Below are 23,975 nucleotides of genomic sequence, written 5' to 3'. Positions count from 1 at the left end.
AGCTTTTCAGCTTGCCCCCTTATCAAGGCGCTGCTGATGCTCCACATTTGCTGCGATACACCGTTCGGCTTACGCGGGTTCACCCGTTCGAGCGTCATGGAGAACAGCAATGCAGACCCCATCGCAGCCCGTCTCGAATTCACCTGAGGATGGCAGCTGGCCGGCCCGACGCCAAAGCGTGCTCGATTGGCTGATCATCGAAACGCGCAACGAGCGCTTCATCGACAACATCCTTGTCGAGCTGGGCGAACGGCTGCAGGCAGCCGGTGTTCCCGTCGCGCGCGCCACGTTGCACTTCCGCATCAACCATCCGCAGTGGCTCGGCGCCCGTATCCTGTGGCGCAAGGGACTGGCCGAGGGCGAAATCGATCTCTACGACTATGGCACACAGAACACTGCTCTCTACATCAACAGCCCGCTCTACGTGATCAACAACGGTGGCGCGGAGGTTCGAACCAACCTGGAGGACTTGACGGAAGAGCAGGCCCAGAACTCACTCTATGCCGACCTCAGGGCCGAAGGGCTGACGGAATACATCGCCTGGCCGCTCGAGCACACGCTCGGCAAGCGCCACATCGTCACCTTTACCACCGACCGGAAGGGCGGCTTTGAGGACGAGCATCTGGCCTTTCTCTCGGCAATCGTCCCGGCGCTGGCACTGGTCAGTGAAATCAGGCTGAAGAACCGCTTCGTCCGAACGCTGCTCGAAACCTATGTCGGCCCGCACGCGAGCGAACAGATCCTTGCCGGTGCCACCACTCGGGGCAGCGGCGTCACCGTCGGTGCCGCCATCCTGATCTGCGACCTGCGCAATTTCACGAAGCTTTCCGACCTCTGGCCGCGCGACGACGTGATCGATCTCCTCAACGCCTATTTCGACGCCATGTCGGAACCGATCGAGCGCCATGGCGGCGAGATCCTCAAATTCATGGGCGACGGGCTGCTGGCGATTTTTCCGCTAAGCAACCCCGACGCCGCGGAGAATCTGCTCCAGGCGATCCGGGAGGCGGAGGCAGCCATCGCCGCCCTCAACCAGGACAACCTCTCGAAAGGCCGCGAGCCGCTGGGCTACGGCATCGGCGTGCATGTCGGCGACGTGATGTATGGCAATATCGGCTCGCGCCGCCGGCTCGACTTCACCGTCATCGGCCCCGCCGTCAACATCGCCTCGAGGCTCGAAAGCCTGACCAAGGAAACCAAGCGTCCGGTGCTCTTGTCGCGCGCCTTTGTCGAGCTGGCCGGGTGCGCCTCCAGTATGGAGCATCTCGGCGCCTACCCGGTCAGGGGCATCGGTGAACCCATCGAGGTATTCGCTTTTTCCGGCAACGAACCAGCACCGAAGCTGCGCGTCGCCGCAGGATAATCGGCGCCGCGTCGCCCTCCCCTCGGCAAGTGCGATCCATCGGTTGTCCGCGGACAACCGATCCCCGCGACTGGAGCATGTCGCGCAAAAGTGCGTAGCCGCTGCGATAACGACATGTGACAAATCAATATCTTAAGGCGCATTAGGCAAACCTGCGCGCGACGCACTATTGCGCGGGTTCGTCGTCACGAACCGCTGCGCACATGGCCCGACATGATTTAGCCGATCGGACTTGGCGCGAATTGCGCAACGAGCTCGTGGCGGTCGCCCGGATAGGTGAGCCGCACATGCGTGACCGGCGCCCGCCCGCTCCAGGTGCGCCGCTCGATGACCAGGCAGGCGGTGCCGGTGGCGATATCGAGCGCCTGCGCTGCCGATTTGCTGGCTGCCACCGCGCGAATGCGATGTTCGGCCGTACTCCACGGCACCTTGCCGAGCAACCACGAACCGGGCGCCGCCGCCTCGAACAGTTCCTCCTCCGCCTCCGGAACGGCAGCAAGGCTGATCAACCGTTCCTCGAAGCAGAAGGGACGCGTGCCGGCAAAATGCCGGCATGTCACGTCCAGCAGCTTGCTCGCAGTCGGAAGATCCAGTCGCTCGCGATCCCTGCCCTCGACCTTGCGCACCTTTCGCTCGTCCACGCGGAAACTGTAGTCTAGCCCCAGCGACTGAACTTCGAGCTTGACGTCGTGGATCTCCATGACGGCGGACTGGACCTGCGGAAAGGTAACGTAGCTTCCCGACTTGCGGCGCCGCTCGATCAGTCCGCGCTTGACGAGTTCTGTCAGCGCCTTGTTCACGGTCATGCGCGAGCAGTCGTATTGCTCGGTCAGTTCGTGTTCAAACGGGATACGGTGCCCGGGCGGCCACTCGCCGGAAAGAATGCGCCCTTCGACGTCACCGAGGATGCGCTGGTGCAGCGACAGCGCCTGTCCCTGATTGTCGGCCCCGCTAGCGGGCGGGTCACTTGAAACGGATCGATCGTGCTTGGTGTCCATGACAGCGAACTTAATCAATTCGCAGCCGCGAAACAGCCCTTCTCTCTCACAATCACGCTTTTCCACGACGGTAGAAAGCGCTCTCGCCGTTGACAGCTGTCAACGTTTCGCCTGCGCGTTACGCCCTCCTTGCGATCCTCAGTAGAGGAGGTGCCAGGGTGTCAGGAATGCGCGCGCCCATTCCTGATTGCGATCGGCCTGATTGCGATCGGCGTCTTCGCACGCCGTCCTGTCGGCGGCCGTCGCGACTTCGACATCCGCTCCGGCCAGCCGTTTTGTCTTCGCCGCCTTGGGCGGGGGCGGCGCAAGATAGCCGAGGGTCATACCGCCGAGATAGAACATCATGAAGCTCCGTGCGTCCGATCGCTACTGGACACAATCCTGACACAATCGGATCGGCTGTCAATAGTCTATTAAATCTATGATTTAATTGAGGATGGTTTGATGCCTTTACGGCAGTTGTCCGCGGACAACCCAACGGGCCGCGCCAGCTCCCTTCGCGCGCCAGAGCGGCCCATCGGCCAAAACGCTATGCATTTGTAAAACCGCGCCGAATCGGAGCATAGTGCATCTGCGCATATTGTCCGGATATGACGATTTTTGCGCAGTTTTCGGGGATATCAATGCTGCAGCAAAAAATTCAAAGCCAGGACGTACAGGAGCATCTGCCGACGCTTCTGGCTGCCGATGCTTTGGAGCTTGCCCATCAGTTGCAGCAGCACCAGAAGAAAATCTTCCCCCCGCAGGCACAAAAGCAGATGCGCCTCTTCAGCCCTGCCGAGGCGGCCGCCTTCATCGGAATCGGCGAAGGCTACCTGAGGCAGGTGGCTTCAGAGGGCCACGGCCCGGCGCCCTTGTCAAACGGTCGGCGCCTGTATGCGGTTTCTGACATAGAACGCATCCGTCGCGTTCTCGACGATGGCGGCAAGTCGGGCAAGTATGTCCCGCACCGGCGCGGCGATGAAAAGCTGCAGGTGCTGTCCGTCATGAACTTCAAGGGCGGGTCTGCAAAGACGACGACAGCCGCCCATCTCGCCCAATATCTGGCGCTCCGCGGCTATCGCACCCTCGCGATCGATCTCGATCCGCAGGCCTCGCTTTCTGCCCTGTTCGGCCACCAGCCGGAACTGGATGTCGGCGAAGGCGAAACGCTTTATGGCGCAATCCGCTATGACGCCCCGCGACCGGTCGCCGACATCGTGCGATCAACCTACACCGCCAACCTGCATCTCATTCCCGGCAACCTCGAACTCATGGAGTTCGAGCACGAAACGCCGAAGGCGATGATGACGGGTGGGGCCGCCGAGACCCTTTTCTTCGCCCGCATCGGCGACGTGCTCGCCGATATCGAGAGCTTCTACGACATCGTCGTCATCGACTGCCCGCCGCAGCTCGGCTTCCTCACCATGTCGGCGCTGTGCGCCGCGACCTCGGTACTGATCACAGTGCACCCGCAGATGCTCGACGTCATGTCGATGTCGCAGTTCCTGTCGATGACGAGCGAGCTGATGAGCGTCGTCGAGAAGGCGGGCGGGCGCACCAGCTATGACTGGATGCGGTATCTCGGAACGCGGTTCGAACCCAACGACGGTCCTCAGAGCCAGATGACCGGTTTCATGCGCGCCATTTTCGGCAATCGCATGCTGCAGAACGCCATGGTGAAATCGACGGCCATCTCGGATGCCGGCGTCACGAAGCAGACGCTCTACGAAGTCGAGCGCTCCCAGTTTGTCCGCGGCACCTATGATCGCGCCATGGACTCGCTCAACCTGGTCAACGGCGAGATCGAGGATCTGGTCCGCAAGGTCTGGGGGAGGAAGTAATCCATGGCCCGCAAGAACCTGATCGCGATATCGGACGAGCGCATCGACGACGCCAGCCTCGCGTCGGGCAATGACCGGCCGATCGCCGGGCTCAATGCCGGCGCGCGACCACCGACTGCCGTCGGCGGCATCACCCGTTCGCTGTCGAACATCACGCAGAAGGTCGAGCGCGCCCAGGAACTCGAACGGCAGCTCGCCGAAGGGCTGACCGTCGTCGAACTCGATCCCGCGCTCATCGACGCATCCTTCATCGCCGATCGCCTCGGCATTGCCGCCGAAGCCCAATTGAGCCTCGCCGATCAGATGCGAGAGCACGGGCAACAGGTGCCGATCCTGGTGCGGCCGCATCCGACTGCCGAAGGGCGATACCAGGTCGCCTACGGCCATCGCCGGCTCGCTGCCGCCCGTGAGATCGGCAGCAGCGTTCGTGCCGTCGTCCGCACGCTCAACGACGAGCAGCTGGTCGTCTCGCAGGGGCAGGAAAACAACGCGCGTTCCGATCTTTCCTTCATCGAGCGCGCGCTCTTTGCCAGCCGCCTCGAGGATCGCGGGTTTTCGCGCGAGATCATCATGTCCGCGCTTGGCGTCGACAAAGCCGCCCTGTCGAAGATGATTTCAGTTGTTCGCCGGCTACCAATTGCGGCGATCGAGGCCATCGGTCCTGCACCGTCGATCGGTCGGCGCCGTTGGTTCGAACTCGCCGACCTCTTCGCACAGGACGGCAAGCCCGAAGCCGCAGACGCCTTCATGCAACGCAGAGAATTTCAGAAGGCCGGCAGCGATCAGCGCTTTGACGCTCTGTGCACCTTCTTGAGCGCCACCAAGGCGCGCGCCAAGCCGATCCCATGGCTGGCGCCGGACAACACAACCCCGGTGCGTATCCGTGAAACGGACGGAGAGACGACGCTTGCCTTCAACAGCAAGACGGCACCCGGCTTTGCAGATTTCGTGAGGCAGAGGCTCAAATCTCTGTACCTCGAATATCAAGAGGAAACAGGAGACTAACTGAGCAAAAGAAAAAGGCTTCCGAACGACTAGCGCTGCGGAAACCCTTCTCTCGTGTAGCAACTAGAGAATCCCATTTCCGCGAATCGGTGTCAAGAGTTTTCAACGTCGTTTCGGCGAACGGATTTCTTTTGCCTTGGAAAAGGTGAAGAAAATGGATCGTGGGATTGTCACGACGCCCTTCGGGCGGCGGTCGATGACGCTTGGGATGTTGGCACACCAACTTTCCAGCGCACCGGCCGTCGACGACGGGAGCGTCGACAAGTGGAAATTGTTTCGAACGGTATGCGCCGCCAAGACAGGCCTTGGGGTTTCCGACCGTTCGCTTGCGGTGCTCAATGCACTGCTGTCTTTCTATCCGAAAGCTGAACTCGACCCGTCCGCCGGGCTCGTCGTGTTTCCATCGAATGCGCAGCTTTCCCTCCGCACGCATGGCATGGCCGAAACGACGCTGAGGCGGCATCTGACGGCCCTCGTCGAGGCCGGCCTCATCCTGCGGCGCGACAGCCCCAACGGCAAGCGTTACGCCCGGCGCGACCGCAAGGGCGCCATCGGCCAGGCCTTTGGCTTCGACCTCGCACCGATGCTGACGCGAGCGTCCGAGTTCACTCGGGAAGCGGCGCGGCTGGAAGCCGATCGTCGTTACCTGCAGATGATGCGCGAGCGCTTAAGCCTTTGCCGCCGTGACGTCGTCAAGCTCGTCGAACTCCTGCGTCCGTCCGATATCGCACGGGCGGATGAGGCAGACATGCAATGCCAGACCGTCTATATGGCCCTTTCACGCAAGCCGTCGATCACCGACGTGGAGCGCGCGCTCGGCCTTCTTTCCGTCCTTCGCGACGATCTGACTAATTATCTGGAAAACTTGCTGAAAACGCAGAATACGGCTGCCAATGAACGCCAGAATGAGCGGCACATACAGAATTCAGAATCCGATTATCAATCTGAATCTGAAATCGCTTGTGAACGGTCTGACCGGGAAATTTCGGCTGAGGCCGCCGCCGAGACGCAATGCAACGCCGATGATGACATTGTCGCGGGGACCCCACCGTCGCCCTCCCCTGCCCGCCTGCACGAACATCTCACCACGCTGCCGGTGGTCCTGAAGGCGTGCCCTCAGATCCGAGACTATGGGCCGACGGGGCGCATCGGCAGCTGGCGCGACATGTTTGCTGCGGCAAACGTCGTCAGCACGATGCTCGGCATCAGCACCGAGGCCTACCACGAGGCCTGCGCGGTGCTTGGTCCACAAACGACCGCGACAGTGCTCGCGTGCCTGCTCGAACGGTCCGAGCACATCCATTCCGCCGGGGGATATCTGCGTGACCTGACGCGTCGGGCAAAAGGCCGGACATTCACCGTGTCGGCGATGCTCGCGGCGCGTCTGCGGGCCCAGGCGGGAACTGTTGCCATGAGCGGATAAGGAGCAATGGCGCCCAGGCTGAAGCATGTTCGGGAATGCTCCGGCTTGTCTGTGACGGGGAAATGCGGGACACTGTAGGAGAAGGGATTCGTTGACATCTCTGGGTTATTCTTGCGCTTGAGGCTGTTTTCGGACACCTCCCACTCCTCAGAAAACATTACCGTTTCGATACCTTACGGAAAGTAAGGGTCCGCTTTGTTCCGTTGCCCGGACGGGTTGGAAAATGCTTCGTTCTTCTCTCCATGGAGTCGATCGATGAAAGTCTTGCGTCCCGCTTGAAGTTCGATCTGCATGACCGCAGCGGCAGACAGAATTGCGAGCTGTTGCCAGCTGTCAACCAGGGCCGTTTGCGGGTTGTAAAGCCCCCTTCCCCGGCTAAAGGCACGTTGTGAGATGCAAGACTTCCCAACGTAGGCGGATACGCTCCATTCCAGCCTCACCTCCCGAGAAACCGGGACTGGGCTCAAAAGGATGCAAACAAGTGGCGCAAGTCGTAATCATCAATGGACCGGCGGGGTGTCGGTAAGTCGACAGTGAGCCGGATCCTGGCGAACCGCTGGGACGGAACGATAAACATCTCGGGCGATGCGTTGCGCCACTTCGCGCCCGCCAACGCGCGGGACCACCTGGGGGCTGGATCGACCTATAGGGCCGGCGCGGCGCTTGTTGCCAGTTGCGTGCAGATGGGGGCCAGACGCACCTATTCGATTACGTCTTCGAACGGCCGGAGAACATAACCCTGTTCCGAAGCCATCTGCCGCTGAATGTGTCCGTCCATGTCTTTACCCTGTGGGCACCGCTGGAGACGGTGGTTCACCGCAACGACGCTTGGAGTCCTTGAGAAAAATCTGGAAACCCTGGGCCGCGTGATCGCGAACTCAGCTGGGCCGCAGGAGACCGCGCAAATCATACTGGACGCGCTGACCGCTTCTATCTCCTCGAACGCGGTGCCGGAAAACAGTTGACAGCTGTCAACACGTTGGCGGAAGCACGCCTGCGATAGGGTAAGGTCAACAGGGCCAGCGTGGTACTTCCCCCGATCGATCGCTTGGATCACCAAGGCGAGCCTGCCGGTCTTCAATCAGTGGAGAAAACGTCTCCTGTCTGTGGGGGAAATGATTCTCGTGTTACGCTCCGTTTTTGCAGCAACCGTCTTCGTTCAAGATGCGATACCAGTCTTCCGATCCGTACCATCCGACGCTAATTCCCCTGATGATCTCCGCCGAAGACGCATTGGCGCGCCTCGATGAGCGCACGAACCGCCATGTTGTGGAGGACGGCTATCGCGAACGCGGGCATTTCTTTGATGCGGCTGCTGCTCTTTGGGTGGCCGGCGAACTCGTTCACGTCGAGGATCTTGTGCTGCATGACGCCCACATGGATGCGCGAACGCCGACCCATGAGTTGACCATCGCTCACTCCGTCCTGAAAGCCCGCCGACGCATCTGGCTGGCGGAGCCCGGCTGGGCTCTATCCGTCCAAGGGCTCGCCGCGCTCAGGGGCGAACAGAGCGCAACCGCGGATCCGGTCGATGTCCCGCCGCCGCAGAAGCGGCAGATAGCGGATAGTCCCGACCGCGAGCCTGAGCGCGCTTTGGAGGACGATGGCGACAGCAATCCGATGGCGGCCGAGTTTGCGGCCATCGATGCAGCCATCGCCCGCTCGCAGCGCCTGCTCGATGCGCATGACCAAGATACGCTGGAGGTCGCGGAGCGGATGGCCCTTGCGACGGCCCGGGAGCCGGAGGGACAGCTCGGCCTGCTCTTCGATGAAGATTGGGATGAGGACGCGCGGCTTGACGACTGGCGCCAGATGCTCTCAGCGGCCGATCAACTGCCGCCCTGCCTCGGCGCCGCCTTGCTCTTCGACGCCTGGGATCGCAAAGAGCCCTTGCGCCGGCAGCATTGGTTGGGGTCGCTGATGGTTGGCGCCTATCTGCGCACAAGAGGCAAGGTCACCACGCATCTGTTGTCGTTCAACACCGGGCTGAAGACGATCCGCCACGAGCGGCGACGGTCCCAGGACGCATTGACCCGCTGGAGTGCCTTTCTGGAGGCGATGACGGTGACGGCCGAACTCGGTCTGAAAGAACTCGACCGGCTGTCGCTTGCCAAGACCCAGATGGATATGCGCATTCGCGATCGCCGTTCCAACAGCAGCCTGCCGGCCTTGATCGAGCTCGTTCTGTCGCGACCGATCGTGTCGGCGGGCTTGGTCGCCCGGCACGTCGGCGTGACGCCACGCGGCGCATTGAACCTTGTTCGCGAACTCGGCATCCGTGAAATGACCGGCCGCGGGCGCTACCGCGGCTGGGGCGTGCTTTAGCTGAGGGCGCTCCGCAGCGCTAACTGACGCCGGGGTGGATCGGCGTCAGCCCGTCGTGATCAGGATCAACAGAACGAAGATCACGGGCACGAGCGTCAATGCCGGAATGATGATCGCCGGATATCCGAAGGTGACGATGGCGAGCAACCAGATCAGCGCGCAGTTGACGAGGAACAGCACCTTGGCCGTCTGTGAACCCTGCACGGCCTCCTTGAGCATCCAGCCGAACACCGGCACGTGGTAGACGAGTCTCGCAATCATTGCTTTTCCTTTGCGTGGGTGGCCGCATGGGGGGACAGGCGGCGCGAGGTTTATTCAGGGCCGTGCGGCGTCGCCGGTCCGGTGGCGGGTGAAGCCGGCAGTGGCCTCGAGGCGTTCGGGGTCGAGCACGCGCATCGTCTTCGGATGGCTGAAGTCGATCAGACCCTCGCGCTTGAAGCGGTTGAGACAGCGGCTGACCGTTTCGACGGTAAGGCCCAGCCAGTCCGCGAGGTCAGCGCGGGTGAGGTGCAGATGAAAGCCCAGCCGGGCAGGGGCGCCATTGCGGCCAGTTCGGTTGAACAGGCGCGCCAGTTCGACCAGGGCGCTTGCGACCTTCTCGCTGGCGGTCTTGCGACCGAGCAGCGTGGCATGGACCTGCATCCGCTGCAGCGTCGTTTTCAGCTCACTGGCAACGGTCGGATTGGTGGCATTGAGGTCGGCGTCGCCCAAAGGCTCGATGCGCGCGATGCTGAGCGTTTCGGCGGTGGCGATGTTGCGGCCGTCGACGGTGAATCCGAAGAGCCGGCCGGGACCAAGCACGTCGGTGATCTGCCGACGCCCGTCGTCGAGAAGCTGCGAAAGCACGATGCAGCCGTCGACGACGCGGTAGAGCGAACGGTTGCGTCCGCCCTCGTAGAGAAGGGTGGAATTTTCGCCGACGACGCGGCTGCGTGGCGTCGGGCGCGGTGGCCTTATCGAGGACGCACGAGGAGGAACCGCCGAAGCGGCGGTGGGGATCAGGGTTTCTGGCATGAAAAATGTCCGCATAACCGATGCAAACGAGGCGACGTGCCTCGATGCCGACCGGCGTCGAAGAGGATGTTGACAGCTGTCAACGGAGGTCAAAGCCGGGTGACGACCTGCGGCGGGCCTCGCGGACTGGCATTCGGCGAGTGAAATTGTGGTGTCGATCGAACCGTCGTGATGCGAACTGCGGGAGAGCGGTCTCCTTCCAGGCGTTCGCTCAGCGAACCATCCGGCGGCGTCAGCAGGGCCAAGAAGAACCGGCAGGCGCTGCAGACATGTTTATGACCGGGCCGGTCCTTGCCGTCTTCGTCCGCGCCGGTCTGGCAAAAGTCGGGCAGGGATCCGTCGGGCAGGGCATAAAGCGCCCGCTCGGTCGCCGACAGGGGCGTTGCGAGGACCGGGCCGAGATGGGCAAAACCAAGCAGGAACAGGGCCGCGGCGCACAGCATGCGCACGGCATTGTCCCATCTGGTCTTTTCGCGACGTGTCATCGCCCGGTTTGTCCCTGTTTCGATGAGCCAGAGATAGGCGAGCGGCTTGATAAAGCTCAATGTGGCAAACCGCGCAGGGGCAGAATGCCGCAGTCATGAAATCGCCGCGCATCCGGATGGAAGCGCGGCGATTAACCTATTGAATTATATTGGTATTATCCAGAAAATGGCGGGCAGGGATCAGTCCTCCTCGACAAAAACCTCCTGCCGTTTCGCCTTCACGCTCGGCAGGAAGACGACGACGAGCACGAGCGCGGCGATCAGAAGCAGGATGGCGCTGATCGGCCGGGTGACGAAGGTGGTCGGGTCGCCGCGCGACAGGATCATGGCCCGGCGGAGGTTTTCCTCAAGCAGCGGTCCGAGGACGAAGCCGAGCAACAGCGGCGCCGGCTCGCAGCGCAACTTCAGGAGCAGGTAGCCGACAAGGCCGAAGAAGGCGACGGCATAGAGGTCGTAGACGTTGGAGTTGACGCTGTAGACCCCGATCGAGCAGAAGGCCATGATGATCGGGAACAGCACGTAGTAGGGGATCTTGAGCAGTTTTACCCAAAGCCCGATCAACGGCAGGTTCAGGACCACCAGCATCAGATTGCCGATCCACATCGAGGCGATGATGCCCCAGAAGAGGGCGGGCTGTTCGGAGGCGACGTTTGGACCGGGCACGATGCCCTGAATGATCATCGCACCGATCATCAAGGCCATCACCGGATTGGCGGGAATGCCGAGGGTGAGCAGCGGAATGAACGACGTCTGCGCGCCGGCATTGTTGGCGCTTTCCGGACCGGCGACGCCGGCAATGGCGCCGTGGCCGAACTCCTCGGGACGATCCGAAACGCGCTTCTCCACCGTGTAGGAGGCGAAGGCGGCAAGGATCGCTCCGCCGCCGGGCAGAATGCCGAGCGCCGAGCCGATGATGGTGCCGCGCACGACCGGCGCGAACATGCGCCTGAAGTCGTCCCTGGTCGGCATCAGGTCGGTGACCTTGGCCATCAGCACCTCGCGGGTGCGTTCGTTTTCAAGGTTGCGGAGAATTTCGGCGATGCCGAAGACGCCGACGGCAAGCGCCACGAAGTTCAGGCCGTCGGCATATTCGCGGATGCCGAGGGTAAAGCGGGGTGTGCCGGAATAGATGTCGGTGCCGACAAGGCCGAGCAGCAGTCCCAAGGCGACCATGGCCAGTGCCTTGACGATCGACCCGTGCGCGAGCGCGATCGAGGAGACAAGGCCGACGATCATCAGCGAGAAGTATTCGGCAGCGCCGAACTTCAGGGCGATTTCCGTCAGCGGCGGTGCAAACACGGCGACGAGAAAGGTCGAGACGGTGCCGGCAAAGAACGAGCCGAGGGCGGCGATTGCCAGGGCCGCGCCGGCACGACCCTTGCGGGCCATCTGGTAGCCGTCGATTGCCGTGACCGCCGAGGAGGATTCGCCCGGCATGTTGATCAGGATCGCCGTGGTCGAGCCGCCATATTGCGCGCCGTAGTAGATACCGGCGAGCATGATCAGCGAGGAGACCGGCTCGAGCTGGAAGGTGATCGGCAGGAGCATGGCGATGGTCGCCGTGGCGCCGATGCCGGGCAGGACGCCGATCAGGGTGCCGAGCAGCACGCCGATCAGGCAGAAGAGCAGATTGGCGGGGGAGGCGGCGGTCGCGAAACCGAGCGCGAGATTGCTGAAGAGTTCCATCACGCGCCTCCTAGAACTGGACCCAGGGGCCGAAGCGCTGGAAGGGGAGACCGAGGCCGTAGCTGAATACGGCGACCGAGAACGCGGTCAGCGCTGCCGAAAGCGCCAACGCCATGAGCGGCGTCATGCGGCCGGAGGCAAAGCAGGCGATGAGCGCCGTGAAGAACAGGGCCGGTACGAAGCCAAGACCGCGGACGGTCAGGCCGAAGAAAACAGGCGCCGGCAGAATGAAGAGCATGCCGCGCAAGGCGATCGCGCCGATCGGCTCCCCCTGGACGCGCGTGGATTGCACCAGGATCACGATGCCAAGGAGCGTCAGGATGATCGCAAGCAAGAGCGGGAAATAGCCGGGGCCCATGCGAAAGGCGGTGCCGAGCTCCAGGTTGAAGGCCTGCCAGGCGAAGAACAGCCCGACCGCAGTCAAGATGCCGCCGCAGAGCGCGTTGGTGCTATCGAAGGAGAGTGATTTCATCGTGTCCCCATTTCTTTTAGCGGGGTAGCCGGGCCGAGGCGTTGACGGCCTCCCGCATTGGCATTGCCGGCTCACGCCGGGTTCGCACATTGGGCTATACCGCGTTGACAGCTGTCAACCGCTGTTGACGGCTCCTCTCGGATACCGCCCGAACGTCCCATGTCAGAACCGCCGCGCTCCGACATCGATCGAGAGCGCGGCGCGATGAGTGACGGATCAGTCGGCGTACTGGCCGGCAGCTTCGATCACCGGCTTCCAGCGGGCGATCTCGCCTTCGAGCTTGGTCTTCAGTGCGGCCGGGGTGGCGTCGGCGTCCGAGGACGGCTCGGTGCCGAGTTCACCGAAGCGTGCGACGACGTTGGCATCCTTGAGCGCGACCTGCAGCGACTTCGACAGGCGCTCGTTCACTTCGGCGGGCGTACCCTTCGGCGTGTAGATGCCGTGCCAGATGCCGACCTGAAGGTTCGGCAGGCCGCCTTCGGAGGTGGTCGGCAGGTCAGGGAAGACCTTGAGGCGCTCGGGCGAGGTGACCGCATAGGCCTTGATCGTGCCGCCCTGGATCTGCTTCGTGGTGTTGGTGGTCTGGTCGCACATGATGTCGACCTGGCCGCCGAGGAGATCGGTCATCGCCGGGCCGGTGCCCTTGTAGGGGACGGTCGTCAGCGGTGTTTCGATGGCGCTCATGAACATCATGCCGCAGAGATGCGAGGCGGCGCCGATGCCGGCGTTGGCGACGGTGACCGTGTCCTTGTTCGCCTTCACATATTCGACGAGACCCTTGAGGTCGGTCGGCTCGAGGTCCTTGCGCGCGACGATGGTCATCGGCACTTCGGTGACGAGGCCGACATATTCGAAGGCGTTCAGCGTGTCATAGGCAAGCTTGCGGTAGAGCGTCGCGCTGGTCGCCATGCCGATGTGGTGGAGCAGTACGGTGTAGCCGTCCGGATCGGCCTGGGCGACGCGACCGGCGCCGAGCGTGCCGCCGGCACCGCCGACATTCTCGACGATGATCTGCTGGCCGAGATCCTTCGACATGGATTCAGCGACCAGGCGCGCAACCGTATCCGTCGGGCCACCGGCGGAGAAGGGCACGACCATGGTGATCGAACGTTCGGGATAGGTTTGTGCGTTGGCGGAAACGGCAAAAATTGAAAGGGCGGCAACGGCGCCAAGCAATGTATTGAGGGTTTTCATCTTCTTCCTCCCGGATGAAACATGGCCAGCCGGCAAGGTTTCCTCCCACGCCGGTACTGGGTGCCCCCATTTGCGGACGCAATCTTAGCACAGACAACGGTCTGTCCCCATGATCCGACGCATTTGTCAGGAGCCTGGATCGACTTTGGGTGGATTTGGAAACATGACGGCACCGGCGTGGGTGGATTTCCACCCATCGCGGACGCTGGAAGCATCGGCGCGGTTTTACCTAGAGGCCCGTGCGCTGCCTCAGATAGGCGATTTCATCCGCGGTGAGCGCACGCGTCGCGCCCTTCGGCAAGCCGCCGAGAGCGACCGTCCCGATCGAAACCCGCAGCAGCCGCAGCACCTCGAAGCCGAGCGCGTCGAGCATGCGGCGGATCTGGCGATTGCGCCCTTCTTCGAGCTCTACTTCGATCCACATGTTGCGGTCGCCCGCCCTCAAACTTTGGGCCCGGGCCGCACGCAATGTCTCGCCACCTTCGTCAATGCCGGCGACCATTTGCGTTAGCTGGGCGTCGCCGATCTGCCCGGCCAGTTGCACGTGGTAGACCTTGCCGACATGGGTTTCCGGGTCGAGCAGCCGCTGCGCGAGCACGGTGTCGTTGGTGAAGAGCAGAAGGCCCTCGCTCGCCTTGTCGAGGCGGCCGACGGGCGACAGATGGGTGGAATCGATATCCTTCAGGCAATCGAAGACTGTCGGTCGGCCCTCGGGGTCGTGCCGGGTGGTCACCAGTCCGCGCGGCTTGTTCAGCATCAGATAGACCTTGTTTTCGGCAAGGACGGCCTTACCGTCGACGGCAAGGCGATCCTTGTCGATATCGACCCATGCGGTGAGATCCAGGGCTTTGCGTCCGTTTATGCTGACGCGTCCTTCAAGCACGAGCGTCTCGGCCTGCGTGCGTGAGCAGTAACCAAGCTTGGAAAGCGCGCGGGCGATCGTCACGCGTTTGCCGGCATCGGCCGCGGGGCGTCGACCGGTGTCGCGGGCGGCTGTCGGTCGCTTCTGTTTCACGCTGTGGTCTTCCGGTTCCAGGTCACTGGCGGCATGTCGCCGCCCTTCTGCTCAACATATCCGACAACGCGGGCGCCGCATCAGCCGATCTTGGCATAGTCGATCCGCCGGGCGAGCCAGCAGCCGATAGTCAGCCCCGTCACCTTGCCTTCGGCGTCACGCCGGATGAGCACGGTCCAGTCTCCCGGTGCCGGCGCATCCATCGAGCGTTTGCAGCGAAGCAGCCAGACATCTTCGGCCAGGGGTCGCATGGCATGCATGGCGCCTGTGCCAAGCGGACCGTCGAACCCGCCGTAGAAGACGCCGTTGGTGGAGACGATGTCGAGACGGGCGTCGAGTTCAGCCGCCTGGTAGCGGCCGGCGATGTCGGGTCGCGCGCTGCCGGAAATGCGCGCGGCATTGACCGTGAGGTTCTCGCGCGGGCGGTCCATGTGAAGCGAGGTGCCATCCACACGAAGGCTAACGGCCGGCGAGCGTGCTCCGCCATCAGGGCCGGCAACAAGCGATTCGGCAGCCGTGGCGAAGCTGAGCGAAACGCGGGATTGGCCGATGGGCCTGGTGACGAGTGCGAGGCCCGTTTCAGGGTCGAGATAGCTGCCGGTGCCGCCGGCATCCCAAGTGCCGGCCGCGGGCTCGGCATCCCCATGGCCAAGGGCTGCCTTCATCACTGTCGTTGCCGCCGCGTAGGCATCGGCTTCGTGGTTGAACATCACCACGACGGAAAGGCGTTCAGCGGGTGCGTAAAGCCTGCGGCTGCGGAAGCCGCGAAGCGCGCCGCCATGGCCGCTGACGGCGACGTCGCCGATATTTTCATGCGCAAGGCCGAAGCCATAGGAAGCCGGGCGGCCGTCGGCATAGGCCTGCGGTGCCGCAAGCCGGCGATAGAGGCTGCCCTCGTCGTCACGCGTCCGGTCGATGAAACATTCCCAGGCAAGCATATCGTCGAGCGAGGCGGAAACACCGGCGTCCCCCGCCCAGTAGATGCGATTCATCGCCTCGAAGTAGCCCACCGCCTCATTGCCCTCATAGCCGACGATCTCGCCGGGTGGCAGGCTCGTGTCGGGGGTGAGGGCCGCGGTCGGCATGTCAGCCGGAGCGAAGACGGAGCGCTGGTAGAGTTCGGCCATCGAGCGGCCGGTATGCTCTTCGATGAGGTCGGCGAGGATACGGAAATTGCCGTTCGAATAGGAGTAGCGCGTGCCCGGCTCGAAATGCGTGGAGCGGGCGGAGGAGAGCAGGGGGCGTGCGTCCTCACGGCGGAAGACGCCGTCGTGCCTGGCGCCCTGGAGCACGGTCAGCGCCCAGTAGTCGCGCAGCCCCGACTGGTTGTGACAGAGATGGGCCACGGTCGGGCGCTTGCCTTCAAGCAGCGGCAGGTAGGCGTCGAGTGCGCGGTCGAGCTTCGCCGGCTCGCCGACGGCATCTAGAAGCACGGCGCAGGTTAATTGCTTGGTGATCGAGCATATCGGTATGCGCGTTGCCGCCGTCATCGGCCTGCGGGCGCTGAGATCCGCATAGCCCCAGCTATGGCGCAGGATAACCTGCCCGTCCCGGACCACACCGGCGACGCCGCCGGGGCCGGGATAGTTTTGCGGCAGGGCGGTTAGGGCGCGTTCGAGGGCGGAGAGTGCAGAAGAGGTCATGGCGCTGGCGGATCGGTCCGACGAGGGGCAGGGGCGGTGTTTGCCTGTGTTCGTACCGCCCCCTTTCTGCACATGCAATGCCGCGCCGGCAGCTCTCTTCAGCCGGCGCCCGCCTGCGCGTGGTAGAGCCGGCTGTAGGCGCCCTTGGCGGCAAGCAGCGTTGCGTGCGGACCCTGCTCGCGAATGCCGCTGCCGTCGACGACGACGATGCGGTCGGCATCGCGGATCGTCGCCAGCCGGTGCGCGATGATCAGCGTCGTCCGTCCCCTGGACAGCTCGGCAAGCGACTGCTGGATCGCCCTCTCGGTTTCGGTGTCGAGCGCCGAGGTGGCCTCGTCGAGAATGAGGATCGCCGGGTTTTTCAGGAACATGCGGGCGATCGCCAATCGCTGCTTCTGCCCGCCGGAAAGCTTGACGCCGCGTTCGCCGATCACCGTGTCCATGCCATCGGGCAGGGCGGCGATCATCTGGTCGAGCTTGGCGCGCCGCGCCGCGTCGAGGATATCGGCTTCGCTCGCCCCGAGCCGGCCATAGGCGATGTTGTCGCGAATGGTGCCGGCGAAGAGGAAGACATCCTGTTGCACGATGCCGATCTGGCCGCGCAGCGACGAAAGGGTGATATCGCGGATGTCGGTGCCGTCGACGGTGATCGCGCCTTCGCTCACCTCGTAGAAGCGCGGCAGCAGCGAGCAGATCGTCGTCTTGCCGGCGCCTGACGGGCCGACAAAGGCGATGGTCTCGCCGGCATGGATCGTCAGGTCGATGTTCTGGATGATCGGTTTCTCGGCGCTGTAGCCGAACGAAACGCCGCGATAGGAAATGTCACCCTTGAGGCCGGCGACGGCGGCCGCACCGGCGCGATCCTCGATATCGGGCTCGGTCTCCATCAGTTCGAGGAAGCGCCTGAAGCCGGCGATGCCCTTCGGATAGGTCTCGATCACCGAGTTGATCTTCTCGACCGGCCGGAAAAAGACGCCGACCAGAAGCAGGAAGCTGACGAAGCCGCCATTCGTCAGTTCGCCCGTCAGCACGAAATAGCAGCCGGTGATCATCACGATCAGTTGCGTCAGCCGCATGCTCATGTAGCTGAGCGACGTGCTTGCGGCCATGATGCGGTAGGCTTCGAGCTTGGTGCGGCGATAGTTCTGGTTGTCGGTTTCGAACAGGCTGCGCTCATGCGCTTCGTTGGCGAAGGCCTGCACCACGCGCATGCCGCCGACATTCTCCTCGATGCGGGCGTTGAAATCGCCGACCCGGCCGTAGAGATTGCGGAAATTCCGCGTCATGCGTCCGCCGTAGCGGCTGGTCACCCAGGCGGTCAGCGGCACGACGGCAGCCGTTATCAGCGCCAGCTGCCAGTGCACCATCAGCATCAACACCAGCGCGCCGATGAAAGTCATGACCGCGATGAACAGATCCTCGGGTCCGTGATGGGCGACCTCGCCGATTTCTTCGAGATCCTTCGTCAGCCGGCCGACCAGATGGCCGGTCTTCTGGTTGTCGAAGAACGAGAAGGAGAGCTTTTGCATGTGGTCGAAGGCCATGCGACGCATGTCCGTCTCGATATTGATGCCAAGCATGTGCCCCCAATAGGTGACGGTCGCCATCAGGCCGGTATTGAGCAGATAGACGATGAGGAGTCCGACCGAGGAGAGCAGGATCAGCGTCCATTCCTGGCTCGGCAGAAGCTGGTCGACGAACAGCTTCACCGCGATCGGGAAGCCGAGTTCGAGAAGACCCGACAGCACGGCACAGGAGAAGTCGAGGATGAACAGGCCACGATAGGGGCGGTAGAACGCGAAGAAACGCTTCAGCATGCACGTGCACTCACTGGGGGCGGGGGCGCCGTGGGGGCGCTGATAGAAAGATGATTTTCAATGTCATGTTTTTGGATCGAAACCAACCCAGAAAAGCGTGAAAGCGTGTCGGCCACGTGACGCGACCGATGTCTCTGGCACCTGCGAGACGCAATCGGTTCACTTCGGCACCGCTGGGAAGGAAACGTTAACCATAGGCTTCGTAGAAATGGAATCAGCAGAGCAGTTCGCCTTCGATTGGGGACACCGGAGGCGGAGCAGTTGCTCGATATCGACAGCGTAGGGCGTCTTCGTGCGTTCACGTCAACGCATGAAGTCCAGGGGGCAAACGAGACGATGGCAGGCAATCAATCAGTGGAAGCCACGGAAACCAACACCATTGTTCCGTTTCCGGTGGCAAGGAGATTGAATGCCATCCGCAACGCTGCCGCCGAACTTGAAGACCTGCACGGTGCCGAAGCGCTGCAATTCTGGCGCCGCCGGTGCCGGGCGCTTGCCGACGAACTTTTCGCCTGCGGCTGCTCGGAGGACGAGGTCCGCCGCCAGGTGATGGACTTTCAGGACGAGGTGCAGGTGGAGCTGCAGCACCGCCATCTCTCGCGCCTCTCGGCAGGCGTGATGAGCCAGTAACCGCCGACTTTTCACGTCACCGGCAACTCCGGATCCCAGGTAAAGAGCTCCTTTGCCCTGGCGATGCCGCGCAGCGCAAAACGGCCGAGCGACACTGCGTGTTGCTGCTCTTCCGGCGGGCAGGCCTCAACGAATTCAGACGACATGATCATCTGCCGCTCGACCGAACGGCACATCGAAGAGATACGGCTCACTTCGTTAACCGCCGGCCCGACCACGGTGAAATCGAGGCGGGTCTGGCTGCCGATATTGCCGTAGAAGACTTCGCCGATGTGAAGCCCGAGATAGACCTCGGTGGTCGGCTTGCCTTCGCCTTGCCGGCGGGCGTTGAGTTCCGCGAGCATGCGGCGCAGCTGCCGTTCGGCGGCGATCGCGTTGGCGCAGGCGGTTCCCGGATCGTCGGCATTGAAGATCGCCAGGACACCGTCACCGATCAGCTTTAGCACGCTGCCGCCATGGTCGTGAATGGCGGTGATCACGGTTCCCGAATAGTCGTTCAGGAGCGGGATGATTTCGTCGGGCGCGGCGGTGTCCGAGATGCGCGTATAGCCGCGCAGGTCCGAAAACCACATCACCGTTTCGATGCGCTCGGCCGACCCGCGGGCAATGCTGCCCTTGACGACGCGCTGGCCGGCGTCGGCGCCGAGATAGACGTCCGCAAGGGTGCCGATGATGCGCACGCATGAGCCGGCCTTGACCGCAAGCGCAAGCGTCGGCAGCAGGATACGGAGTGCGGCGATATCATCCTCGCTGAAGCCGCCGTCGCTCCGCGTGGTCCAATAGGAGTAGAAACAGTCCATCTCGCCGACGCGGCCCTGGTCGGTGAAGTGGTGGATCATGCTGACGCAGTCGGTGTGGCCTTCGCCCTTCAACCGGTCCAGTATGTTGTAGGTGGTCCCTTCGCCGGCCGAGAGCCGGATGCGGCGCTCGGCCGCCTGATCGCAGAGCATGTGGTAGAAGATCGAGTTCTGCCAGTTCAGCAGGGCCTCGCCGGTGGTTGTCGAGCCATACTGGATGACTTCCGGGGTGATCTCGCTTTCATCGTTCCACTGGAACGCGCGCCCCTCGAATTCGGGATGCAACGTGTCGATCAGTCCGAGCGCGCGGGCAAGGTCGAGACCGGCTGCCCGACATTGTTCGCAGAACCCGGCAAAGAGTTCCGGCTCGTCCAGTCCCTTGAGGCCCTGTTCGGAGAGCCAGAGCACGATATCGCGTATCTGTTGGTCGTTCATGGCGCATCCCGCTCGGCCGAGGTCGACTGCATGATGATGTGGTGCATCATCCATAGCCGAACCAGGGCTCAGAGCGAAAGATGCAGATTGCCCGCCTCGCTTTCCGCCGGCACGGCGCAGCAGATGAGCGCTTCGCCTTCGGCGACCGGGAAGGAGGGCTGCGAGGGGTAGGTTACCTTACCCTCCAGCACCGGCGTCCGGCAGGAGCCGCAACTGCCGTTGCGGCAACCGTATTCGGGGCTGAGCCCACGCGCCTCGGCCAGATCGAGCAGGCTTCCATTGCCCGGCTGCCAGCGCGCCTCCTTGCTCGACTTGGCAAAGACGACGTGAACGGGGGCGCTGGCAGCCGGTGCTGTTGCAGGGGCGGAGCCACCATCCGGCCGCCGCGTCAGCGACGACAGCCCAAAGGCCTCCGCATGGATGCGGGCATCGGCGATGTTGAGCGCCCGCAGACCGTCATAGAGCGACTGGGTGAAGGCGGCCGGGCCGCAGAGATAGAAATCGTAGTCGTCGAAGGGCAGGGTGGCCTTGAGATGGCTGAGGTCGATGCGACCGGCAATGTCATAGTCGCGGCTCTCGATGGCCGTTGCCGGTTGGCTCAGTGCCCGCACCAGACGAATGTTGCCCTCGCCTTCCTCGACCAGCTTTGCGATTTCGCCATCGAAGGCGCGCTCTTCCAGGGAGCGGGCCGCCTGGAAGACCCAGGTCGGGCGTGTGCGCCGCTTGCGGCGGCTTTCGGTGACGATGTGCTTGAGCATGGCGATGACCGGCGTGATGCCGACGCCGGCGCCGATCAGCACGGCGGGACGCCGTTCGGTCCCGTCGATGGTGAAGCTGCCTGCCGGCGCCCGCGCCTCGATCCGATCGCCCGGCTTCAGCCCGTGCAGGTGTCTCGAAACCGCACCATCCTTCTTGACGCTGATGCGATAGAGACCATCCGTCGGCGCCGAGGAAAGCGTATAGCTCCTGACGAGCGGCTTTTGGCCGTCTTCAGGGTTGATACGAATGGGCAGGTGCTGACCGGCCTGGTGGGCCATGAGCCCGACGCCATCGTCCGGCTGAAGATAGAGCGAGCGGATCGTCGTGCTCTCGTCCTCGACGCGGGCAATGCGGAACGGACGCCAAGCATCGGCAAGCGATGCGGCCTCAAGCCGGACCTTCGCCTGGTCCCAGTCGCCTGTCGATGAGAGGCTCGGCGACCAGCCGCCTTCCTCGAAGGCCCAGCGGAGCGGCAGGCCATCCTCGCGATAGACGACCTTTTCCGGCCGGAAGCGCCACAGCCGTTCGGCACCTTGAAAGGCCGCAACCTCCGGAGAAGACAGGATGACCTCGGCGCTACCGGTCATCTGCAGCATGTCGCCGGTGGCAAAATCGACGAACAGCAGCCCGGCGCGCGGGTTGAGCATGAAATTGCCGAGCGTGTTGAAGAACAGGTTTCCGGAGAAGTCCGGGATCGTCAGCACCCCGTCCTCGCCGATCTGTACGAAACCGGCCTTGCCGCCGCGATGGGAGACGTCGACCTGGCGCTCGCCACTGTCACGATCGACGTAGGAGGCGACGAAGAAGGTGTCGGCATTGGCGATGACGGTGCGCGCGCGGTCGTCGATGGCGGTGCCGTGCACCGGGCGCACCGAGGCCGGCTGGTGCGGGTCGCGAACGAAGGCGAACTGGCGAAGCTGGATATATTGCGGGCAATTGCCGAAGCTCTGGCGGACGCGGAGCGTGAAGCCGTCGTCGCTGTCGCGCCGGATCGCGCCATTCAGCCGGTTCCGGCGCCGGGTTTCGAGCTGGATGCCGAGCATGCCGATGGAGTGCGCGTCCTCCATGCCGGCATCGGCCGGATCGTCCGGGTCGCGCGGCAACCGTATATCGAGGTTCCAGGCGTCCGGCGCCTGCATGAAGCCGGGTTCCGCTGCGCGCATCGTCGCCCAGACATCGCCGTTCGCATCGACGGCCCCGAACATGGCGAAGGGCAGCATCGGGAAGAATTGCTGGTGCTGCTCGGGCATGAACGTGCGCACGAAATTGCGTCCGGTCGCATCCATGCGCTCGGCGACGCCGAGGCTGCGCTGGATGGCGAGTTCGCCTTCGTGCCACGGCGAATCCGGCTTTTTCTGCTGTGCGTTGTCCGGCATGGTCGGGTGTCCCGGTTGGAAGGAGGACCGGGGCAGCGTTGCCGCCCCGGGGAGCTTGGGTCAGGCGGCGAGGCCGACGGCGGTCTTCTCAAAGCCGACGAAACCGGGCAGGTGCTCGATGCGCGAAAGCCAGGCGCGAACATGGGCGTAGTCGGAAAGGTCGACATTGCCTTCGGGGGCTGCGGATATGTAGCTATAGAGCGAGATGTCGGCGATGGTCGGCCGCGCACCGACCAGGAAGTCGTGCCCGGCGAGTTCGGCATCGATCTGCGCAAGCACCCGGTGTGCCCGGGCGATTGCGTCCTCGGCGCGCAGATTGGCGCCGAAGACGGTGACGAGGCGCGCTGCCGCCGGACCGAAGGCGATGTCGCCGGCGGCAACCGAGAGCCACTTCTGCACCTTCGCCGCCGCGGCCGGATCTTCCGGCAGCCAGTCGATGCGACCGAGCTTCTTGGCGAGATAGACAAGGATGGCGTTGCTGTCGGCGATGACCGTGCCGTCGTCGTCGAGCACCGGAACCTGGCCGAAGGGATTGAGCGCCAGGAATTCCGGCGCCTTGTGTGCCCGTGCCTTGAGATCGACGTCGATCAACTCATGCGGCACGCCGAGCAGCGACAGGAAAAGCTGCGCCCGGTGCGAGTGGCCGGAGAGCGGATGGCGGTAGAGTTTCATGGGAGATGTCCTCGAAGAGCTTGAGAACCGTCGCGGCCCTCCGGCGGTCCGGGATGAACCGCCTTCGAGATCAATCTAGGACTTTCCAATTTTCGGCAGTAGAATGCGATTTCGAAAGTCTGATTTCCAAATTATGGAAGGATAGGATGGACCGTCTCGACGCCATGGGGGTTCTGCTCGCCGTCATCGAAAACGGCAGCCTGTCGGCCGCCTCCCGGCACCTCAAGGTGCCGCTGGCCACGATCAGCCGGAAGGTCTCCGAGCTGGAAGCACATCTCGGCGCGCAGCTCGTCACCAGGACCAACCGCAAGATCCTCCTGACCGAGGCCGGGCGTGCCTATGTCGAGGCCGCCAAGGAGATCCTCGCGCGCGTTGAGGAAGCGGAGCGGGTGGCGGCCGGCGAGTACAGCACGATCAAGGGTGACCTGACGGTCTCCGCGCCCATCGTTTTCGGGCGGCTGCATGTGCTTCCCGTGGTGGTCGATTTCCTCAAGGCCCATCCCGAGGTCGATATGCGACTTGCGCTGGGCGACCGGTTTGCCAATCTCGTCGACGATCACATCGACGTGGCGCTGAGGATCGGCAATCTGCCCGACAGCAACCTCGTGGCGACGAAGATCGGCACGGTGCGCCGGGTGGTCTATGCGAGCCCCGATTATGTTGCGCGGCACGGTGTGCTCGGGCACCCGAGCGAACTTGCCGACCATGATTGCATCACCTTCGAGAACGTCACGGCCGCCCATGTCTGGCGCTTTCTCGACGATGGGCGCGAACTGGCCGCGCCGATCCGCTCACGGCTTGTCGTCAACACGGCGGAATCCGCCGTCGACGCGGCGATATCCGGTCTCGGGTTGACACGGGTGCTTTCCTATCAGGTGGCACGCCCGGTCGCCGACGGTCTGCTCGTCCCGCTGCTGGAGGCCTTCGAGCACCCGGCACTGCCGGTCCAGCTCGTCTATCTTCCTCAAGGGCTGGTGCCGATGAAGCTCAGGGCCTTCGTCGATTTCGCCGTCCCGCGATTGCGCGCGGTCCTGCGATAGCCG

Annotated in this window: 21 protein-coding genes; 7 read left to right on the top strand and 14 right to left on the bottom strand. The window is 63.3% G+C overall.

The features are described 5' to 3' along the window. Positions 1-109: 109 nt before the first annotated feature. Positions 110-1,363 carry an adenylate/guanylate cyclase domain-containing protein gene (locus C1A35_RS27555; protein ID WP_104667423.1) on the top strand — a complete coding sequence of 418 codons (1,254 nt, stop codon included), beginning with the start codon at positions 110-112 and terminating at the stop codon, positions 1,361-1,363. Between the two features lie 218 nt (positions 1,364-1,581). Here C1A35_RS27555 and hutC read toward each other — a convergent pair whose 3' ends face one another. After that, positions 1,582-2,361: a histidine utilization repressor gene (hutC, locus tag C1A35_RS27550; RefSeq protein ID WP_199773043.1), complete on the bottom strand. Its 780-nt coding sequence runs from the start codon at positions 2,359-2,361 to the stop codon at positions 1,582-1,584. Positions 2,362-2,499: 138 nt separating this feature from the next. Further along, positions 2,500-2,706, bottom strand: a complete 207-nt coding sequence (locus C1A35_RS27545) for a hypothetical protein (RefSeq protein WP_234823033.1) — start codon at positions 2,704-2,706, stop codon at positions 2,500-2,502. Positions 2,707-2,987: 281 nt separating this feature from the next. Between C1A35_RS27545 and repA the strand changes: the two genes are divergently transcribed. From repA to C1A35_RS27520, 4 genes are all read left to right on the top strand, one after another. Beyond that, positions 2,988-4,184, top strand: a complete 1,197-nt coding sequence (gene repA / locus C1A35_RS27540; protein WP_440271571.1) for a plasmid partitioning protein RepA — start codon at positions 2,988-2,990, stop codon at positions 4,182-4,184. Positions 4,185-4,187: 3 nt separating this feature from the next. Then, positions 4,188-5,189, top strand: a complete 1,002-nt coding sequence (repB, locus tag C1A35_RS27535; protein WP_104667421.1) for a plasmid partitioning protein RepB — start codon at positions 4,188-4,190, stop codon at positions 5,187-5,189. 154 nt (positions 5,190-5,343) lie between these two features. Then, the gene (gene repC, locus C1A35_RS27530; RefSeq protein ID WP_104667420.1) at positions 5,344-6,612 is read left to right on the top strand and encodes a plasmid replication protein RepC; all 1,269 of its coding nucleotides are present in this window, start codon (positions 5,344-5,346) and stop codon (positions 6,610-6,612) included. A gap of 1,164 nt (positions 6,613-7,776) precedes the next feature. Then, complete coding sequence (locus C1A35_RS27520) at positions 7,777-8,937, top strand: RHE_PE00001 family protein (RefSeq protein WP_104667486.1); 1,161 nt, start codon at positions 7,777-7,779, stop codon at positions 8,935-8,937. 45 nt (positions 8,938-8,982) lie between these two features. Here the strand turns inward: C1A35_RS27520 and C1A35_RS27515 are convergent, their stop codons facing one another. The 9 genes from C1A35_RS27515 to C1A35_RS27475 form a co-directional block, all read right to left on the bottom strand. Further along, positions 8,983-9,198, bottom strand: coding sequence for a hypothetical protein (locus C1A35_RS27515; RefSeq protein WP_077963379.1), 216 nt, complete (start codon positions 9,196-9,198; stop codon positions 8,983-8,985). A 54-nt stretch (positions 9,199-9,252) separates the two neighbouring features. Then, complete coding sequence (locus C1A35_RS27510) at positions 9,253-9,951, bottom strand: helix-turn-helix domain-containing protein (RefSeq protein ID WP_158665182.1); 699 nt, start codon at positions 9,949-9,951, stop codon at positions 9,253-9,255. Between the two features lie 89 nt (positions 9,952-10,040). After that, positions 10,041-10,496 carry a hypothetical protein gene (locus C1A35_RS27505; RefSeq protein WP_104667417.1) on the bottom strand — a complete coding sequence of 152 codons (456 nt, stop codon included), beginning with the start codon at positions 10,494-10,496 and terminating at the stop codon, positions 10,041-10,043. Between the two features lie 120 nt (positions 10,497-10,616). Then, positions 10,617-12,122 (bottom strand): tripartite tricarboxylate transporter permease, encoded by a 1,506-nt coding sequence (locus C1A35_RS27500; RefSeq protein WP_104667416.1) that lies wholly within the window; start codon positions 12,120-12,122, stop codon positions 10,617-10,619. 10 nt (positions 12,123-12,132) lie between these two features. Next, complete coding sequence (locus tag C1A35_RS27495) at positions 12,133-12,594, bottom strand: tripartite tricarboxylate transporter TctB family protein (RefSeq protein WP_104667415.1); 462 nt, start codon at positions 12,592-12,594, stop codon at positions 12,133-12,135. 216 nt (positions 12,595-12,810) lie between these two features. Then, positions 12,811-13,788: a tripartite tricarboxylate transporter substrate-binding protein gene (locus C1A35_RS27490; protein WP_104667414.1), complete on the bottom strand. Its 978-nt coding sequence runs from the start codon at positions 13,786-13,788 to the stop codon at positions 12,811-12,813. Between the two features lie 229 nt (positions 13,789-14,017). Next, on the bottom strand, positions 14,018-14,803 hold the full coding sequence (locus C1A35_RS27485; RefSeq protein ID WP_104667413.1) for a pseudouridine synthase: 786 nt from the start codon (positions 14,801-14,803) through the stop codon (positions 14,018-14,020). Positions 14,804-14,883: 80 nt separating this feature from the next. Further along, complete coding sequence (locus C1A35_RS27480) at positions 14,884-16,446, bottom strand: D-aminopeptidase (protein WP_104667412.1); 1,563 nt, start codon at positions 16,444-16,446, stop codon at positions 14,884-14,886. A gap of 98 nt (positions 16,447-16,544) precedes the next feature. Further along, on the bottom strand, positions 16,545-18,263 hold the full coding sequence (locus C1A35_RS27475; RefSeq protein ID WP_104667411.1) for an ABC transporter ATP-binding protein: 1,719 nt from the start codon (positions 18,261-18,263) through the stop codon (positions 16,545-16,547). 261 nt (positions 18,264-18,524) lie between these two features. Here C1A35_RS27475 and C1A35_RS27470 point away from each other — a divergent pair, with 261 nt between their 5' ends. Continuing rightward, positions 18,525-18,893 carry a DUF6074 family protein gene (locus tag C1A35_RS27470; protein WP_234823032.1) on the top strand — a complete coding sequence of 123 codons (369 nt, stop codon included), beginning with the start codon at positions 18,525-18,527 and terminating at the stop codon, positions 18,891-18,893. A gap of 11 nt (positions 18,894-18,904) precedes the next feature. Here C1A35_RS27470 and C1A35_RS27465 read toward each other — a convergent pair whose 3' ends face one another. The 3 genes from C1A35_RS27465 to C1A35_RS27455 form a co-directional block, all read right to left on the bottom strand. After that, positions 18,905-20,125 carry an adenylate/guanylate cyclase domain-containing protein gene (locus C1A35_RS27465; protein WP_104667409.1) on the bottom strand — a complete coding sequence of 407 codons (1,221 nt, stop codon included), beginning with the start codon at positions 20,123-20,125 and terminating at the stop codon, positions 18,905-18,907. Between the two features lie 68 nt (positions 20,126-20,193). Further along, positions 20,194-22,260 carry a 2Fe-2S iron-sulfur cluster-binding protein gene (locus C1A35_RS27460; protein ID WP_104667408.1) on the bottom strand — a complete coding sequence of 689 codons (2,067 nt, stop codon included), beginning with the start codon at positions 22,258-22,260 and terminating at the stop codon, positions 20,194-20,196. Between the two features lie 60 nt (positions 22,261-22,320). Next, positions 22,321-22,932: a glutathione S-transferase family protein gene (locus C1A35_RS27455; protein WP_104667407.1), complete on the bottom strand. Its 612-nt coding sequence runs from the start codon at positions 22,930-22,932 to the stop codon at positions 22,321-22,323. Positions 22,933-23,078: 146 nt separating this feature from the next. Between C1A35_RS27455 and C1A35_RS27450 the strand changes: the two genes are divergently transcribed. Next, on the top strand, positions 23,079-23,972 hold the full coding sequence (locus tag C1A35_RS27450) for a LysR family transcriptional regulator (protein WP_104667406.1): 894 nt from the start codon (positions 23,079-23,081) through the stop codon (positions 23,970-23,972). The last annotated feature ends 3 nt before the right edge of the window (positions 23,973-23,975 follow it).

This window comes from Ensifer adhaerens (assembly GCF_002940685.1).
GTDB classification, from domain to species: domain Bacteria; phylum Pseudomonadota; class Alphaproteobacteria; order Rhizobiales; family Rhizobiaceae; genus Ensifer; species Ensifer adhaerens_E.
This window is presented reverse-complemented; position numbering and strand designations above follow the sequence as displayed.